Source organism: Anabaenopsis arnoldii, from assembly GCF_028331025.1.
GTDB classification, from domain to species: domain Bacteria; phylum Cyanobacteriota; class Cyanobacteriia; order Cyanobacteriales; family Nostocaceae; genus Anabaenopsis; species Anabaenopsis arnoldii.
In genome coordinates, this window is the sequence record NZ_JAQMUH010000036.1 from 1 (window position 1) to 15,351 (window position 15,351).

Genomic DNA, 15,351 nt, shown 5'->3' on the forward strand with positions numbered 1-15,351 from the left:
CTTCGTTTCCCAAGAATTGCGGGCAGCAGAAGACCCAGAGTTTGAAACTTTCTATACCAAAAACATTTTGCTGAACGAGGGTATCCGCGCTTGGATGGCTCCTCAAGATCAGCCTCACAAACAATTTGTATTCCCTGAGGAGGTTCTACCTCGTGGTAACGCTCTCTAATAGACCGACTGTATTAGGCGGTGGACGTGATCAAGAATCCACAGGTTTTGCTTGGTGGTCTGGTAACGCTCGTTTAATCAACCTATCTGGTAAACTACTGGGCGCTCACGTTGCCCATGCTGGTTTGATTGTATTCTGGGCCGGAGCGATGACTTTATTTGAAGTCGCTCACTTCATTCCTGAAAAGCCGATGTACGAACAGGGTTTAATCCTGCTTCCTCACATCGCCACCCTGGGATGGGGCGTTGGTCCTGGTGGTGAAGTTATCGACACCTTCCCCTACTTTGTTGTTGGTGTACTTCACCTCATTTCTTCAGCTGTCTTGGGTTTTGGCGGTATTTATCATGCTGTTCGTGGACCAGAAACCTTAGAAGAGTATTCCTCCTTCTTTGGTTATGACTGGAAAGACAAAAACAAGATGACCAACATCATCGGCTTCCACCTGATAATTCTCGGATGTGGGGCGCTGCTGTTGGTGCTCAAAGCCATGTTCTTTGGCGGTGTGTATGATACCTGGGCACCTGGTGGTGGTGATGTTCGTGTTATTACTAACCCAACACTCAACCCCGCTGTGATCTTCGGTTATTTGATCAAGTCTCCTTTTGGTGGCGACGGCTGGATTGTCAGCGTCAATAACATGGAAGATGTCATTGGTGGTCACATCTGGATTGCCTTTATCTGTATTTCTGGTGGTATTTGGCATATCCTCACCAAGCCTTTTGCTTGGGCGCGTCGTGCGTTCATTTGGTCTGGCGAAGCTTACCTTTCCTACAGCTTGGGCGCTCTTTCCTTAATGGGATTCATCGCCTCCACAATGGTTTGGTATAACAACACTGTTTACCCCAGCGAATTCTTTGGTCCGACTGCTTCTGAAGCTTCTCAAGCTCAAGCTTTGACCTTCTTAATTCGTGACCAACGCTTAGGTGCTAACGTCGGTTCTGCACAAGGACCCACAGGTCTGGGTAAATATTTGATGCGCTCTCCCACTGGTGAAATTATCTTCGGTGGTGAAACCATGCGCTTCTGGGATTTCCAAGGCCCTTGGTTAGAGCCTCTACGTGGTCCTAACGGTCTTGACCTGGATAAAATCAAGAATGATATTCAGCCTTGGCAAGCACGTCGTGCTGCTGAATACATGACCCACGCGCCTTTGGGTTCTCTGAACTCCGTGGGTGGTGTTGCTACGGAAATTAACTCCTTCAATTACGTATCTCCACGTGCTTGGTTAGCAACATCTCACTATGTATTAGGTTTCTTCTTCCTCATTGGTCACCTATGGCACGCTGGTCGCGCCCGCGCTGGTGCTGGTGGCTTTGAAAAGGGAATTAACCGCGAAACTGAGCCAGTTATGTTCATGAATGACATTGACTAGGTTATAGGTTTTGTTTCATCACTGACAATCACCTTTTTAGTTGCCCTTGTTTAATAACAAGGGCTTTTTTTCGTCCCCAGGATATGAGAGAATTGAACTAATTGCATCATCAAGAAATCATTATGAGCAATAAAAATTTTAGCGATGCTTTGCGCTGGACATTAGAAGCGCAGCAAAAATTGCAGAATATTCCCTTTTTTGCCCGTTCCCAAGCTAGAGCTAGTATTGAGCACTTGGCACGTCAAGCAGATAAAAAGGTGGTCACAGCCGATTTGGTGGAACAGGCTAGGCTGGAATTTGGACAGTAGTCATGCTCCCATAACTAGTTCAGGGAGAAACTTTTGGTTTGAGAACACCAGGAATTGCTTCTATGACTCTGTTAGCAATTTCTTCAGGTGTGGCTTCTGCTCTCAGGGTGATTTTGAGGTCAGCTTGGGAGTAAAGTGGTTTTCGTTCTTCGAGAAGCGATCGCAATTTGCCCTTGGGATCGGCATCTTCTAACAATGGTCTTGTAGTATCCTCTGCTATGCGTGTGTACAGTAATTCTACTGGTACGTCTAGCCATACAACTAAACCATGGCGGAGGTAACTCCAGTTTTTTTGTCGTAATACGATGCCTCCACCTGTTGCTATAGTCAAATGGGTATAAGCACAAACTTGTGCCAGTACATCGCTTTCTAACTGGCGAAATGCTGCTTCACCTTCTTGGGCAAACACCTGATTAATGGATCTTCCTACTGATTTAGTAATGACATCATCAGTATCTAAAAACCTATAACCCAGATGCTGTGCTAGTAATTTTCCTACCGTGGTTTTACCTGCGCCCATCATGCCAATTAAATACAGGTTGACTCCTTGCAATAAGCTGCTCACCAGTTATTTCACTCCATTAAAGATATATTTGTCTATACAACTTCTCTAAATTTACCTAAGTAGATTTAGCGTTTACTTCTTGCTTGACTCTGGAGAAGTGCCAGTAGGTACAGTTTCTCTATATTGAGGAAAGCAACCAAACCATTTACCACTGCGGTATACAAGTTCTGTACCATACTCGCTCTGATCATGGTTTAGTATCTGCCTGGTCAGAGCTAGCGCCCAATTGTACCCACTAGTTAAAAGCTTATTTACGCGAGGGGTCATCTTCATCCTCTAAATCATCATCTTCAAAAAACTTCCAGTCGTCATCATCAGCTTGATCCTCATCTTGATTAGTAGTCGGTTGTTGTAATGGTGGTCTGATTACCCGGTAATCAGCATCGTAAATGGATTCAGTTTTTCCCACGGCGGTATTTTTTGGCTCACGATAGTTATAAGAGTAAACAGAACCAGATTTAGAACTGCTTTGAGGTTCTTGTTGGCGTTCGTAGGTGGTTTGAGGACCAGAAGTCCGGGGTTCTGGTGGTGCGCTGTCAAAGTCCCAATCATCAGTTCTGCTGTCATTTGTATCCCAATCGTCAAACGTGTTACTGGTGGCTGACTCTGTTTTACCGGTTGCGCCGGTCGCTCTAGAAGGCTTGCTGAAAGGTTCCTCCCTAAATGCCGCTTTCCCGCGGGGTGAAGTGGCCGTTGATTTAAATGGTCTTTGGCGTTCTTCTTCTTCTTCTTCTTGCCCCCCAAAATCAATTGGTATGTTCAGGAGGATAGTAATCAGGAGCGATGTAAAAACACCAGCAGCAGTACTAAAAACAATCCACATTGCCAGTGGTAACGGTAGAGTTCGCGTACCCAAAAATACTAGTGGGAGAACAGGGGACCAATTTTGAACTAACAATAGTGTGAGTATTCCTAGTACTGCTACTAAAAGAATTAAGCGAATTACAGCCATATAAAAGGCAAAAGTCAAAGTTACGAAATCAACTAAAGACAAAATTGATTAAATTTTACCTTTACTTACTTCCTTGCCACCTCTGAATGGGAATGCAATCAATATCTAGTTGATCTAAACCACGAGCAACTACAAAATCCACTAAGTCATCAATGGTTTGAGGATTGTGATACCAAGCCGGAATGGCTGGTACGACCCTGACTCCAGTTTCTGCCAAACTTGTTAAGTTTCGTAGGTGAATGAGGCTGAATGGTGTTTCTCGGGGGACTATGACTAGCTTTCGGCCTTCTTTAATCTGGACATCGGCAGCCCGTTCTAGTAGGTCAGAACTTAAGCCAACTGCTAGCTTTGCCACTGTACTCATGCTGCATGGCATGATGATCATCCCCAAGGTGCGAAAAGAACCACTGGCGATTCCGGCGCCCACATCACCCCAAGGATGACAGCGTAGTTTGCCCCCAACGGCTACTCCAGCTTGTTCTCGCCAGAATTGTTCTTGTGCTGATGGTTCAGCCGGCATTCGAGTTTCCTGTTCGCTGCTCCAAACCATGTAAGTTGATTTAGAAGCAACTAGTTCAATCTCATAATCTGCAGCCAGCAGATATTTGAGGGCACGAACGGCGTAGATGAGACCAGAAGCACCAGATATGCCTAATATAAGTGGTTTAGAGTTTGTGGACACGGCGGCTTGAATAAAGTTTATTAATCGTCTGCATAAGTATCTAAGTTACTGGGTAAGTAGATATCTGATGTGTCGTTTTGACTAGCATTAACATCAAAACCTTGAGATACAAGATCATTGCTGACAGTTACTAAATCAATTTGCTGACGATAGTAATCGACACTTTTAACTTGCACAGCTACGCGATCGCCTAGTCTGTAAGAAGCTCGATTTTTGCGCCCAAATAGTGCCTGTTGTCTGGCGCGGTATTCATACCAATCATCTTTGAGGGAACTGACATGTACCAGTCCTTCCACTCGTAAAGGTACGCTGATATCTTCTTCTGATATAGATTCTGCGCCTGGGACTTCAATTTCCACAAAGAACCCATAAGACTGCACCCCAGTAATTACACCTTGGAATACCTGACCGATGCGCTGTTTCATCAGTTGGGCTTTTTGCAGTCCGGCTAAATCGGCTTCGGCTTCTTGGACTTGTTTTTCTCGGTCGTTAATCTGGATAATTACCCGATTCAGGTCGCTTTGCAGTTCCTGTTGCAATTCTGGCGGTAACACGTTCCAGTTAATTTCATTGTGAGAAGAGGAGTGGCGCAGGTTAACTCGCTCTTTCACCCGGGTGTTGCGGCGATCACGTCCATACTCTAGCAGCATATGATACACTCTTTGCATGAGCAAATCTGGGTATCGTCGCAGGGGAGAAGTACAGTGAGTATATTGTGGTAGTGATAAACCAAAGTGGAATCCTTTAGTGGTGCTATAGGCAGATGGCTTGAGTGTGTCTTGTAAGAGATAGGTCAGAACTTGCTCCGATGGGGATTCGGCAAAAGCCCTAGTTAAGTGCTGATAATCTAAAGGTTGGATATCTACGTCTGCTTCTAATGCTAGTTCTACGCCTAAATTGATGGCTAATTTCAGCATTTCCTGAACATCTTCTGTATCAGGTACGCCTTGGACTCGCCAAATGGCGGGGATGCCTAAAGCACTCAGATGTTGAGCCATGAGTTCATTAACCAATAGCACAAACTCGGTCAAGAGCGAGCGCACTGGTAAATCATTCACCAATACCGCTCCTAAGATCCCCTCATCTGCATAGGGGTTTTGGTTAGGTGGTAGATTCAACTGTAAACTACCACGACTTAACCGTCTTAGTTTCACAGCCTTGCGTAGAGTTTCCAACCCTTGCAGAATCTCAATCACCTTTAGTGGTTGACCTTGAAATTCACCGGTCAGAATAGCTTCTGCTTGTTCCCCACTCACTGCCGTATCTACATTGATAACGCTAGGTTGAATTTCCCACTCCAAAACCTCTCCAGACCTGGGGTCAATAGCAATTAAGAAAGACAGCGCCAGCCGGTCGCTTAGTGGTACTAACGAACAGAGATCTGCCACTGATTCCGGTAACATAGGCAGCAATAAGTCGCCCAGGTAAACTGACCTCCCCCGCTTCGCGCATTCTCTATCTAAGGGTTCATCAGGGTGGACATAATGGGAAACATCAGCAATATGAAAACCTAGCAGCCAATGTCCCTCCGCTGTTTTCTCCAAACTGAAAGCATTTTCCCTAAATTTTGCATCACAATTTACACCCGCAATAGTCAGAGTAAATAAATTGCGTAAATCTAGTTTGTCTTTCAGGTCTGCCTTCAGGAGCCTTCTGGGCAACTTAGCAGCTGCGTCTATCACAATCTCCGGGAAATTACGTGATAGATCATGCTTACAAGTGACCAAATCTATATCAGCAGCAGCCTCGGCATCGCTACCCAGGATTTGTACCACTCGACCCAAAGGAGGATATTGTGCCAAGGGATAACGCAAAACCTCCACATGAGCCAGGTGGTCAATAGCTTCTTCTAACTTCATGCTGTTTGTTTGGATTTTGAGTTCAAACAACAACCGATCATCTAAGGGTACAGCACGGAAACCGTTGTCTACTGCCTTAATTCGCGCTAGTAAAGTATGGTTAGACCGTTCTAGGATCAGCTTCACTTCTCCTTCTGGAGAACGACGACGACTACCTTCTTTGAGGACTCTTACCAAAACGCGATCGCCATTCCAAGCATTACTCAGATGACTTTCGCGAATATAAATATCCTCAGAGCCTTCCACATCTTGAATAGCAAAGCAAAAGCCCTTACTAGAACAACGGAGCTTGGCCTCAATTACGCCTTCTTCTGCCACCCGGCGATATTTGCCGCGTTCTTTCACCAGAATTCCGATTTTTTCGAGAACTTCCAAGGCAATGTGAAGTTTTTGTAAACTAATTTCATCCTCACAACCCAGTTTCTTTTCCAAAACTTTACGAGCTACCAATTTATCATCAGTGAAATTGGCAAGGAGTGTAGCGATAGAAAATTCCATGCAGTGAACCGACCTTTGGTCAAAACATCATTTTTCATTTAATCTGGCCCTTTCCTGTATACCTTCTCCCAAGGGGAGACGCTGCGCGAATACGGCTTACAGGGGCGCTTTGCTGCTACGCAAAACTCAAAAGAACCTTTGCTCTGCTGACTTTTCAGGTCATGAGGAAAGATTATCGTATAACCTCACCCCCCAATCCCCTTTCCCTACCTCTTCTACCTAACCCTTTTCTACAAGGAGAAGGGGGAAATTTTAAACTATCTCTCCTGGGAGCAGAGAGGTTTGGAGAGGGGTTTTTCAGTTTCCAAAAAAAAGTCAGTTTTATTTGTAGCTTTCTCCCATGGGGGGACGCTGCGCGTCAAGCCCGGGGGCATGATAGACAACGACTTCTTATCAGATCGTCGGTCATTTCTGCCTAACCGCACGCTTAGAGGAAACGAAGGGTTCCGTAAGGCAGGGTTAGGAGTTTCACCCTTACGGTCAGCCACTTTATATCTACAATAGCTTGCGTGGCGTAGCCATACCTCGCACTATAAAATCATCTGGTGAGTTCGTCTGGATAGAGCAGCCCCTACAACTAGACTTGAATACAGTACACTTGATTGGAATTGAGCAACTCTAGGTAATTACGGAATGAGTTTTACTCATAGGCTGGTTTAAGACAACTCACTCACGGTGACCACAAGTGCTACCGGGTAAAACCACAAGTGTTTGATTGTCTAGATTTCAGGTGCTTTCAAACCATGTTCTCCTGATGTGTAAGTAGAATAAACTGGCCGTAAACCTGATTTTCCTACATATAGAATCGGTAACAATCACTTAAGCAGCTTGAAGCAACTGCGGGGAACCTTATCTCCATTATTGTAGATTTAATGCGTACTTATAGGAAATAATTCCAAGTATAGAATTGGGTAAACAGTATAGCATGTCAATCACCCCCATGCTCAAGAGATGCCATTGCCTCTGACAGTGCGCCCATCGCAATCGGCTAAAATTGGGACAGAACTGATTTCTGATTCCTGAATTCTGAGTCAAGTAAAAACTTTTAATTTGTGCTTTTTTTTGGGAGTATTATCCTGAAAAGCATTTAAGTGGGCAAAGTTGAATATGTCGGATGAATAATCAATCGTTAAAATTCTAGAATTTTTAGTTAATACTCAGAAATATTCAGCCTCAATGAATCAGAACAGAGGAAAAAGTAGCACATTGAGATTGGTGGCAGTATTATGTTGATGTTGGCTCAATTCCATAGGTTATATCCCAACGGCAGTATTATTACTGAATTAGTGCAAATTTTCCAAGGGAAATATATTGTCCGGGCTAGCGTGCAAATTGAAAATCTCACCCGTGCTACTGCTATGGCGGGGGCAGAAACCGTAGAAGCAGCAGAAGACCAAGCCCGAACTAGAGCATTAATGGTTTTGGGTATAAATAATTCTGCACAGGTAACGGTAGAATGCACTCAGCCAGTAGCATCACCAATGGAGTCAAATCCTACTTGGAACAACACTAGGGTGAAATTGAACCACCCCAATGAGAGTAACTATTCCCCGGTGATAGATGAAGACTATAGCAGTAGCCAGTGGTCAGCACCCAATGATATTCAAAGAACTCTACCGCAGGTCAATAAACAGATTATCCCATCCGATTCAGTAACAGTGAGCACGGATATTGCTGATAATGTCCATACATACAGCCCCGATTTTTATCCAAATGCTTCAGTAAATGACAACCCACCACTAGAATTATATAACTCAGTGGAAGATGATCAGACAATCACTGATCATCAGCCAAAACATCAGAGATTTGCGGGTAATGTTACACCATTTACACCCCGCAGTTCTAACCTCCAAGACCATGGGACTGATCACACAGGAGCAGGTAAACAAAAGAACACCAGTGAACCAGTTGATTTGTCTGATGTGATTGCAAAAACAGATGTGGAACTTCAGCGTCTAGGTTGGACACCAGAACAGGGAAGAGACCATTTAATTCAAGCCTACGGTAAGCGGTCTCGCACTTTACTCACAGCAGAAGAATTACACGGATTTCTCAAACATCTGGAGTCTCAACCAGACCCGGTAGCGGGATTTTAATCCGGGATGGGGGATTTGGGGCTTGCGTCCTGATCCCCAAGTCTACAGCTACTGATTGAGAACAGCAACTGGACGGCTACCAGCAGCGTGACGGTCAATAACCTCATCAATCAATCCATATTCCTTAGCTTCCTCTGGGGACATAAAGAAGTCCCGTTCGGTATCTTCAGCAATACGCTCAATTGGTTGACCAGTATGTTCAGCTAAATATTCATTAAGTCGTTGCTTGTGGTATAATATCTCACGTGCCTGAATTTCAATATCAGTCGCCTGCCCCTGAGCGCCACCCAAGGGTTGATGAATCATAATCCGAGAATGGGGTAGACTCATTCGCTTACCCTTAGCACCTGCACTGAGTAGAAAAGCGCCCATACTTGCCGCCAGTCCAGTACAAATGGTACAAACATCGGGACGAATGTGCTTCATAGTGTCAAAAATTCCCATACCAGCCATTACCGAACCACCAGGAGAATTAATATACAAATAAATATCCTTCTCCGAGTCTTCAGCGTCCAAGAATAGCAATTGGGCAACAATCAAATTTGCAATCTCGTTATCAACCTGTTGTCCCAAAAATATGATCCGCTCACGCAAGAGTCGTGAGTAGATATCAAAGGCGCGTTCGCCCCGACCGGATTGTTCAACAACGATAGGAATCATGCAGCGTGCTTGTAGTATCTTAATTTTACATCTATCTTATCGGGTTGACACTCTTCCTGCCTACCGAGGGTGGGCTGACATTGGGCGAAGCCAAACAGGTAGGGCGCGAAGACATTTTTTATTGGAGTTCTACCAGAATCTATCGCCCTGGTTTTCTTCTTTGACTGGAAGTTGTGGGATCAATATGTGGCGAGTGCAGTGAATGGCTGATGGCTAGTTTTGTCCCAAATTTTGCTGATTGTTCCTCTAATTGAGAGATGAAAAAAATCCTCCTGGACACTTTTTATAGAGGATAAACGTCTATGTCTGTATCTCCATGTGGTCATGGAGGAAAAAATTTAAAAATCAACAGGTGATGTCTCAGACAAGACTTTGCTTTTCCACATCAGCTGTGGATCTAGAATTAAACCTGAATATGGCGAGTGTAAAAGTAAATTTATTTGAACTATTGGTAATATTTCCAACATTTCTTAGGTTTTGGTTGATCAATTATGCAATTAATCCGGTCAAGTCCGCTAAACCAATAGTAAAGCGTATTTACAGAAGTCGCTGCTACTTGAACTCCTATCAACAATAAGAATAAGGATAACTGCCATGCCTGAAAAACTTGTGCAAGCCGCCATAATTACCTTTTTACTCCACCTAATAGCAGGACTAAGCACTAATCATCGAATTCAAACTAGGGTAACTTCATCAATAGCCGAAACGCGAGTTACAATTGTCAGCTTTCTACTGCGCTCTTTCAAATAAATAACCAGCCGCTCCCATGAGCATATAGTCCTGCACTTGAGGCATAAGTCCCTGGTTGAGTTTTTTGTTCATCGATAGAGTTTGTAGGCTAAAACTCCACGGGAACAGGGTAAACTGAGTAGGGCAAATATTGGCTTATGAGTTATGACTAATCGCCTTGCTGTGGAAACGCCCTATGGTCGTGCCGGATTTCTGCAAGTATTGCAAGCCTTGCGCCACTACTGCGATACAGAAAAAGAAGATTTAAGCCAACGTAAAGCACTAATTATTGAGTCTCTGCTTACCTCTGCGGTGTTGCAAGATGGAGCCAGAAATCAAGTTCAGGAAAATGAATTACTTCGCTAAAGTTGGGAAATTAGCACAGCCGTAATTACTCGGAATCAATCATGTAATAGGTTCCCGATGATCCCCTATGCAGAATTAGCATTACGAGGGACTCGCTTCTCCGATAGGGAAGAAAAATCGCGGTATGATGGCAAACAAGTTTGTACTCAAAGGGAACTAGATTTAGCCTTGGGGGGTAGATAAGAACATCAGCAATAATATTTGTTATCTTTTTAATAGTAATTTTGGCATGATTACTGTATAATGATATGTAGCTTTTTTCAGTCTTAAAACCTTGTATAGATAATAGCGAGTAGCGCCGTCATGGTTCCCTTGTGGAATTTTGCCTTGTGTGTTTACTCGCATTTTTCATAGGTTTTAGTGTGGTAAAAAATTTTTACTCGTATTTAGGAGTTTAGTCACCACTGAAAACTTTTGATCATAGGTGGGTAGACATCATAATAATCATGAGTTTTTGAGTGAATTATTCCGGTAATTTGAAACATTACCAGTTAGACTGCGGAAATAAAGTAACCCCACAGTTGTCAAAAATAAAACGTAACCAATCCCCTGTACTAAGTAGAGATGGTCTCTGTAACCAAGTAAAGATTTGAGAATAATGCCGGGAAATTGTTTATCTGGCAATATTCGTTCAGTATTCCACACCATGGGACCCAAAACGCAAGAGTGGATGTTCCTGAAGTGATCGTAATAGAAACAGATATTATCGGAGGTGCTACCACTCAAAGCGAGGTTAGCAAAACCTTGATCAAAATGCTTCAAGGCAGAAACCACTAAACCGGCAACAATCAATACCAATAAAACACCCATCACTTGGAAGAACTGGCGCAGATTGATTTTGACACCCCACTTAAATAGTAACACTCCAATAGCAGCTGCCCCTACTAAACCAGCAATTGCACCGAAGACCGGTACAAATCCCTGTTGAAAATTAGCAGCAATAAATAGAACAGTTTCAAAACCTTCACGGACAACAGCAACTAAAATTAAACTAAAAACGCCCCACCCGGCATTTGAGTTGTGTGTGAGCGCTTCTGTGACTGCTCCTTCAACTTGGGCTTTCATAAACCTGGCTTGTTTAGTCATCCAGATGAGCATCCAGCTGAGCATAGCGATGGCAAGGACAGTAAACAAAGCCTTCAGCATTGGCTCAATCACCGAGGTATACTGAGGGTTTACTGTTCCCAGTGTTTGAATTAACCAAGTAAATAACACACCCATCAAAGCACTAATGACAATGCCAACAGCCACACCAGCATATACCCAAGGATTGAGTCGCGATTGGTTGGCTTTTTGAAGTAAAGCTAGGACAATGCCAACAACGAGGGCAGCTTCTACTCCTTCTCGGAGTGTAATCACAAAACTAGGTAGAGCGGTAGTGATATTCATAATTTGGGGAATAGGGAATAGGGAATAGGGAATAGGGAATAGAGAGTAAGGAAAAATTCCAATACCCCCAATACCCGGTCCTTAACTTTTAGCTGAAATCCCGGAGCATTTTTTTCAATTCGAGACTATGCATCTCTTCTTGCCCAATCATGCCACGAGCAAATTCTTCTAGATAAATGCTAGCATTACTGACAGTGCCTAGGAGAGTTTTATACAAATCCAGTGCTTTGTTTTCATGGAATAAACTTTCCGCCAAAATATTCTTGACTGTATGCTCGTAAGTCTCTTCCATCGGGGCGATTTTTAGAGAGGGATGCCCATCTAAACCCGTGAGAATTTCTCCTACCTGTTGGGCGTGAAGTAGAGATTCACTGGCCTGGGCTTTGAAAAAATTGACAATGGGTATGCGATTAGGTCCGGTGACCATCAGGGAATAATGGGTGTAGCGGACTACTCCGGCTAGTTCAAATTCCATGATAGCGTTCAGTATGTCGATGGTCTTTTGTTTGTCAAGCTCTTGCATCGGTTGTTAGTTAGATTTAGGAATGGGAGTTATCAGTATGGAGTTAGGAGGTATAGTTTATTGGTTTAGAGTCTTAGACATTAACTATGGCCTCACTTCCCATTTATTTTAAACTCCCGTGTGTGTGATACCAATTAAGTAAATGCGATCGCATGGCGGGAATACTCAATTTTTTCATAATTCTTAAGATAATTTCTCAACAGCTATTAATTTTTTGGTAAAATTTGCCAGTATTTTTACTGCTAAGATTTAATAATTAATTACATACTCCAGCTTGTTTTGAGCCGTCACCAATAGTAAATTTAGGAAAAATACTTAATTAGTATTAAAGTATATTCTGCTATTGCAGAGTTAAGATGAATTATTATTAAGTATAAGCATTAGCCGAAGTAAACAACTTACAAAAACACTTTGAATAATTTCATCAGTCCAAGTATTTTTCTAGCTAGGAATAATAAAAGAGGTTTGGCCATCAGCCAAACCTCACTATAAATCCAGTGCATAACAACATCCCGGATTAATGTACCTGTTATTTTTGCAGTTAGTCATCTTCCTATGGGATGTGTCCAAATTTAATAAAAGCTGATATGGCTGGAGTGGAATTTTTGGCCATACATGGGAAAACGATAGAGATGTATCTGTATGAAAAAAACCTATATAATGCTGATCAGAAGTGGTAAGACAAGAGTAGCAGCCCTAATTCAAGGGAAACTGTTTTCCTTAAGATATATTATGGATATAGATTAAAATATAGGTGTCAATACTAGTCTCATTTGACTAGGATAGTTCCTCTAGTTACCTTTTTACTAAATCTGTTAATATTCATAGATGTTACAAACAAAACATAAAAGCGAAAAAAAAATAGGCTGGTCATTAGATGAACGAGACCCAAATTTCATCGCCAACCTCATGCCGTTGCTGAGTTTTTTATATCATTACTACTTTCGAGTTCAAACCAGTGGTTGGGAGCATATTCCACCGGAAGAGAAAGTACTGTTTGTTGGTTCTCACAATGGAGGACTGGCGACCCCTGATATGTCAATGATCATGTACGACTGGTTCCGAAAATTTGGCTGTGAGAAACCGGTTTACGGACTCATGCACCCCAAAGTATGGGAACTCAGCCCAGAAATAGCAAAAATTGCTGCCAAGACTGGAGCCGTGATAGCTCACCCAAAAATGGCTTACTCCGCTTTGCGTTCCGGTGCGAGCCTACTGGTTTACCCTGGTGGAGCACAAGACGTGTTTCGACCACATTATTTGCGGCATAAAATTTATTTTGCCGGACGGAAAGGATTTATCAAGTTAGCTCTGCGGGAAAATGTACCGATTGTACCTGTGATTTCTACGGGCGCTCATGATACCTTAATCGTGTTAGCTGACTTGTATAAAATTCTAGAGCAACTCCATAAATGGGGAATGCCTTGGTTGTTTGGAGTTGACCCGGTAGTATTTCCTATTTATTTGGGATTACCCTGGGGATTAGCAATTGGGCCTCTTCCTAATATCCCATTGCCGATGTCTATTCATACGAGGGTATGTAAACCCATTGTATTTGAACGCTACGGTCGAGAAGCCGCTAGCGATCATAAGTATGTCAATCATTGCTATGAATTAGTTGTCAATCGGATGCAGGAAGAGTTAGACCAATTAGTCCAGGACAGTGCCACCTAATTATTGACAAAATTAGGAGACCAGGAGTAAGTATTAAATTACACAGGGACTGCTTGCCGCAGTTCTACGGGTTCGCCTGTCAAACTAAAAGCCCGAACTTCAGTAATTTTTACCTTGACAACTTGCCCTTTTAATATATTTATGTCCCCATTAAAGAAAGTTAAACGATTCCCGCGAGTACGTCCCATGACTTGAGTGGTATCTTTGGAATTTTGGGCTTCTACTAAAACCTCTTCAATGCGTCCCATGTAACGCTGCGATCGCTCGGATGCTTTAATATTAACTAAATGGTTTAATCTTTGTAGGCGATCGCTTTTCACCTCTTCACTGAGTTGATTAGACCATAAAGCAGCTGGTGTACCGGGACGGGGGGAATAAGCAGCTGTATTCAACAAGTCAAAACCAATATCTTCTACCAACTTCAGGGTATTTTCAAACTGTGCCTCCGTCTCCCCGGGGAAGCCCACAATAGCATCACCACTAATAGAAGCATCCGGCATATACTGCCGAATAGTATCAATAATCCGGCGATATTTCTCCTGAGTATAACCTCGTGACATTGCCTTTAACACGTCATTGTCCCCTGACTGAAAGGGAATGTGAAAGTGTTCACACACCTTGGGTAATTCAGCACAAGCCCTAATTAATCGCTCCGTAAAATAACGTGGATGACTAGTAGCAAATCGCAACCTTTCAATACCTGGGACATCATGGACATAATAAAGTAAATCCGTGAAATTATACAGATGACGACCTATAGGTACCCTCCGCAAACTATCGGGAGTTTTACCCCGCAAATCTCGACCGTAAGCATCAATATTTTGCCCCAGGAGGGTAATTTCCTTGTAACCTTCTCGCCCCAACTCCTCCATTTCCGCGCGGATAGCCTCCGGAGTGCGAGATTGTTCCACACCACGGACATTAGGAACCACACAATAGGTGCAGCGTTCATTACAGCCATAAATGACATTCACCCAGGCCGTGACACTGCTATCTCTTCGAGGTTGGGTGATATCCTCCATAATGTGAACCGACTCAGTAGCCACCACTTGATTACCATCAAATACCGATGTGAGCAAATCTTTGAGACGGTTAGCGTGTTGTGGTCCCATGACCAGATCTAATTCTGGCACTCGTCGTAACAGGGCTTCTCCCTCCTGCTGGGCAACACAACCAGCAACAATCAAGGTTAAATCCGGCTGCTCGTGTTTACGTTTCGCTTGTCTACCGAGGTAAGAATATACCTTATGTTCAGCGTTATCTCGTATTGTACAAGTATTGTAAAGAATCAGATCTGCATCATTAGGGTCTTCCGACCATGCAAAGCCCATGTCTTCTAAAATACCAGCCATGCGCTCTGAGTCAGCTTTATTCATTTGACAACCGAAAGTAATGATATGGTAACGGCGATTAGAAGTAATCATGGGCAATGATGCTGAGTCAAGGTTAAGCATATAAACTTTATTTCTATTCTATGGCAATAAAACAAAAACTGTTCATTTGCTACTC

The 15,351-nt window shown here is 43.2% G+C and carries 13 protein-coding genes and 2 pseudogenes; 7 read left to right on the plus strand and 8 right to left on the minus strand.

Going from position 1 to position 15,351, the window contains the following annotated elements:
* The 3 genes and pseudogenes from PN457_RS02840 to PN457_RS02850 form a co-directional block, all read left to right on the plus strand.
* A pseudogene (locus tag PN457_RS02840) lies at positions 1–169 on the plus strand (photosystem II D2 protein (photosystem q(a) protein)); the annotation flags it as partial.
* The gene (psbC, locus tag PN457_RS02845; protein ID WP_200988592.1) at positions 153–1,541 is read left to right on the plus strand and encodes a photosystem II reaction center protein CP43; all 1,389 of its coding nucleotides are present in this window, start codon (positions 153–155) and stop codon (positions 1,539–1,541) included. The pseudogene PN457_RS02840 and the gene psbC, both read left to right, overlap by 17 nt.
* A 122-nt stretch (positions 1,542–1,663) precedes the next feature.
* Positions 1,664–1,849, plus strand: coding sequence for a PCP reductase family protein (locus PN457_RS02850; protein ID WP_271731211.1), 186 nt, complete (start codon positions 1,664–1,666; stop codon positions 1,847–1,849).
* Positions 1,850–1,868: 19 nt separating this feature from the next.
* Here PN457_RS02850 and PN457_RS02855 read toward each other — a convergent pair whose 3' ends face one another.
* From PN457_RS02855 to PN457_RS02870, 4 genes are all read right to left on the minus strand, one after another.
* Positions 1,869–2,414 (minus strand): shikimate kinase, encoded by a 546-nt coding sequence (locus PN457_RS02855; RefSeq protein ID WP_271731212.1) that lies wholly within the window; start codon positions 2,412–2,414, stop codon positions 1,869–1,871.
* Positions 2,415–2,661: 247 nt separating this feature from the next.
* The gene (locus PN457_RS02860; RefSeq protein ID WP_271731242.1) at positions 2,662–3,366 is read right to left on the minus strand and encodes a LapA family protein; all 705 of its coding nucleotides are present in this window, start codon (positions 3,364–3,366) and stop codon (positions 2,662–2,664) included.
* 61 nt (positions 3,367–3,427) lie between these two features.
* Positions 3,428–4,048 carry a flavin prenyltransferase UbiX gene (locus PN457_RS02865; RefSeq protein ID WP_271731214.1) on the minus strand — a complete coding sequence of 207 codons (621 nt, stop codon included), beginning with the start codon at positions 4,046–4,048 and terminating at the stop codon, positions 3,428–3,430.
* 20 nt (positions 4,049–4,068) lie between these two features.
* Positions 4,069–6,405, minus strand: a complete 2,337-nt coding sequence (locus PN457_RS02870) for a ribonuclease R family protein (protein WP_271731216.1) — start codon at positions 6,403–6,405, stop codon at positions 4,069–4,071.
* A gap of 1,232 nt (positions 6,406–7,637) precedes the next feature.
* Here PN457_RS02870 and PN457_RS02875 point away from each other — a divergent pair.
* The gene (locus tag PN457_RS02875; protein ID WP_271731217.1) at positions 7,638–8,501 is read left to right on the plus strand and encodes a hypothetical protein; all 864 of its coding nucleotides are present in this window, start codon (positions 7,638–7,640) and stop codon (positions 8,499–8,501) included.
* A 48-nt stretch (positions 8,502–8,549) separates the two neighbouring features.
* On the opposite strand, the gene clpP is transcribed toward PN457_RS02875, so the two are convergent.
* A complete protein-coding gene (clpP, locus tag PN457_RS02880) occupies positions 8,550–9,161 on the minus strand; it encodes an ATP-dependent Clp endopeptidase proteolytic subunit ClpP (protein WP_271731218.1) in 612 nt (203 codons plus the stop codon).
* Positions 9,162–9,755: 594 nt separating this feature from the next.
* Here clpP and PN457_RS02885 point away from each other — a divergent pair.
* Entirely contained in the window at positions 9,756–9,911 is a 156-nt protein-coding gene (locus PN457_RS02885) for a hypothetical protein (RefSeq protein WP_271731220.1), read from the plus strand.
* Positions 9,912–10,073: 162 nt separating this feature from the next.
* Positions 10,074–10,433, plus strand: a pseudogene (locus PN457_RS02890) (thioredoxin domain-containing protein); the annotation flags it as partial.
* A gap of 267 nt (positions 10,434–10,700) precedes the next feature.
* Here PN457_RS02890 and PN457_RS02895 read toward each other — a convergent pair.
* Positions 10,701–11,645 carry an FTR1 family iron permease gene (locus PN457_RS02895; RefSeq protein ID WP_271731221.1) on the minus strand — a complete coding sequence of 315 codons (945 nt, stop codon included), beginning with the start codon at positions 11,643–11,645 and terminating at the stop codon, positions 10,701–10,703.
* 88 nt (positions 11,646–11,733) lie between these two features.
* Positions 11,734–12,168, minus strand: a complete 435-nt coding sequence (locus PN457_RS02900; RefSeq protein WP_271731223.1) for a ferritin-like domain-containing protein — start codon at positions 12,166–12,168, stop codon at positions 11,734–11,736.
* 828 nt (positions 12,169–12,996) lie between these two features.
* Between PN457_RS02900 and PN457_RS02905 the strand changes: the two genes are divergently transcribed.
* On the plus strand, positions 12,997–13,842 hold the full coding sequence (locus PN457_RS02905) for a lysophospholipid acyltransferase family protein (RefSeq protein WP_271731224.1): 846 nt from the start codon (positions 12,997–12,999) through the stop codon (positions 13,840–13,842).
* A gap of 38 nt (positions 13,843–13,880) precedes the next feature.
* Here the strand turns inward: PN457_RS02905 and miaB are convergent, their stop codons facing one another.
* Positions 13,881–15,266, minus strand: a complete 1,386-nt coding sequence (gene miaB, locus PN457_RS02910) for a tRNA (N6-isopentenyl adenosine(37)-C2)-methylthiotransferase MiaB (RefSeq protein ID WP_271731225.1) — start codon at positions 15,264–15,266, stop codon at positions 13,881–13,883.
* Positions 15,267–15,351 lie beyond the last annotated feature (85 nt).

Excerpts from the sequence above, each read along its gene's own strand:
- PN457_RS02850 (WP_271731211.1), top strand. The coding sequence starts at position 1,664 with ATGAGCAATAAAAATTTTAGCGATGCTTTGCGCTGGACATTAGAAGCG.
- PN457_RS02860 (WP_271731242.1), bottom strand. The coding sequence starts at position 3,366 with ATGGCTGTAATTCGCTTAATTCTTTTAGTAGCAGTACTAGGAATACTC.
- PN457_RS02870 (WP_271731216.1), bottom strand. The coding sequence starts at position 6,405 with ATGGAATTTTCTATCGCTACACTCCTTGCCAATTTCACTGATGATAAA.
- PN457_RS02875 (WP_271731217.1), top strand. The coding sequence starts at position 7,638 with ATGTTGGCTCAATTCCATAGGTTATATCCCAACGGCAGTATTATTACT.
- clpP (WP_271731218.1), bottom strand. The coding sequence starts at position 9,161 with ATGATTCCTATCGTTGTTGAACAATCCGGTCGGGGCGAACGCGCCTTT.
- PN457_RS02885 (WP_271731220.1), top strand. The coding sequence starts at position 9,756 with ATGCCTGAAAAACTTGTGCAAGCCGCCATAATTACCTTTTTACTCCAC.
- PN457_RS02895 (WP_271731221.1), bottom strand. The coding sequence starts at position 11,645 with ATGAATATCACTACCGCTCTACCTAGTTTTGTGATTACACTCCGAGAA.
- PN457_RS02900 (WP_271731223.1), bottom strand. The coding sequence starts at position 12,168 with ATGCAAGAGCTTGACAAACAAAAGACCATCGACATACTGAACGCTATC.
- PN457_RS02905 (WP_271731224.1), top strand. The coding sequence starts at position 12,997 with ATGTTACAAACAAAACATAAAAGCGAAAAAAAAATAGGCTGGTCATTA.
- miaB (WP_271731225.1), bottom strand. The coding sequence starts at position 15,266 with ATGATTACTTCTAATCGCCGTTACCATATCATTACTTTCGGTTGTCAA.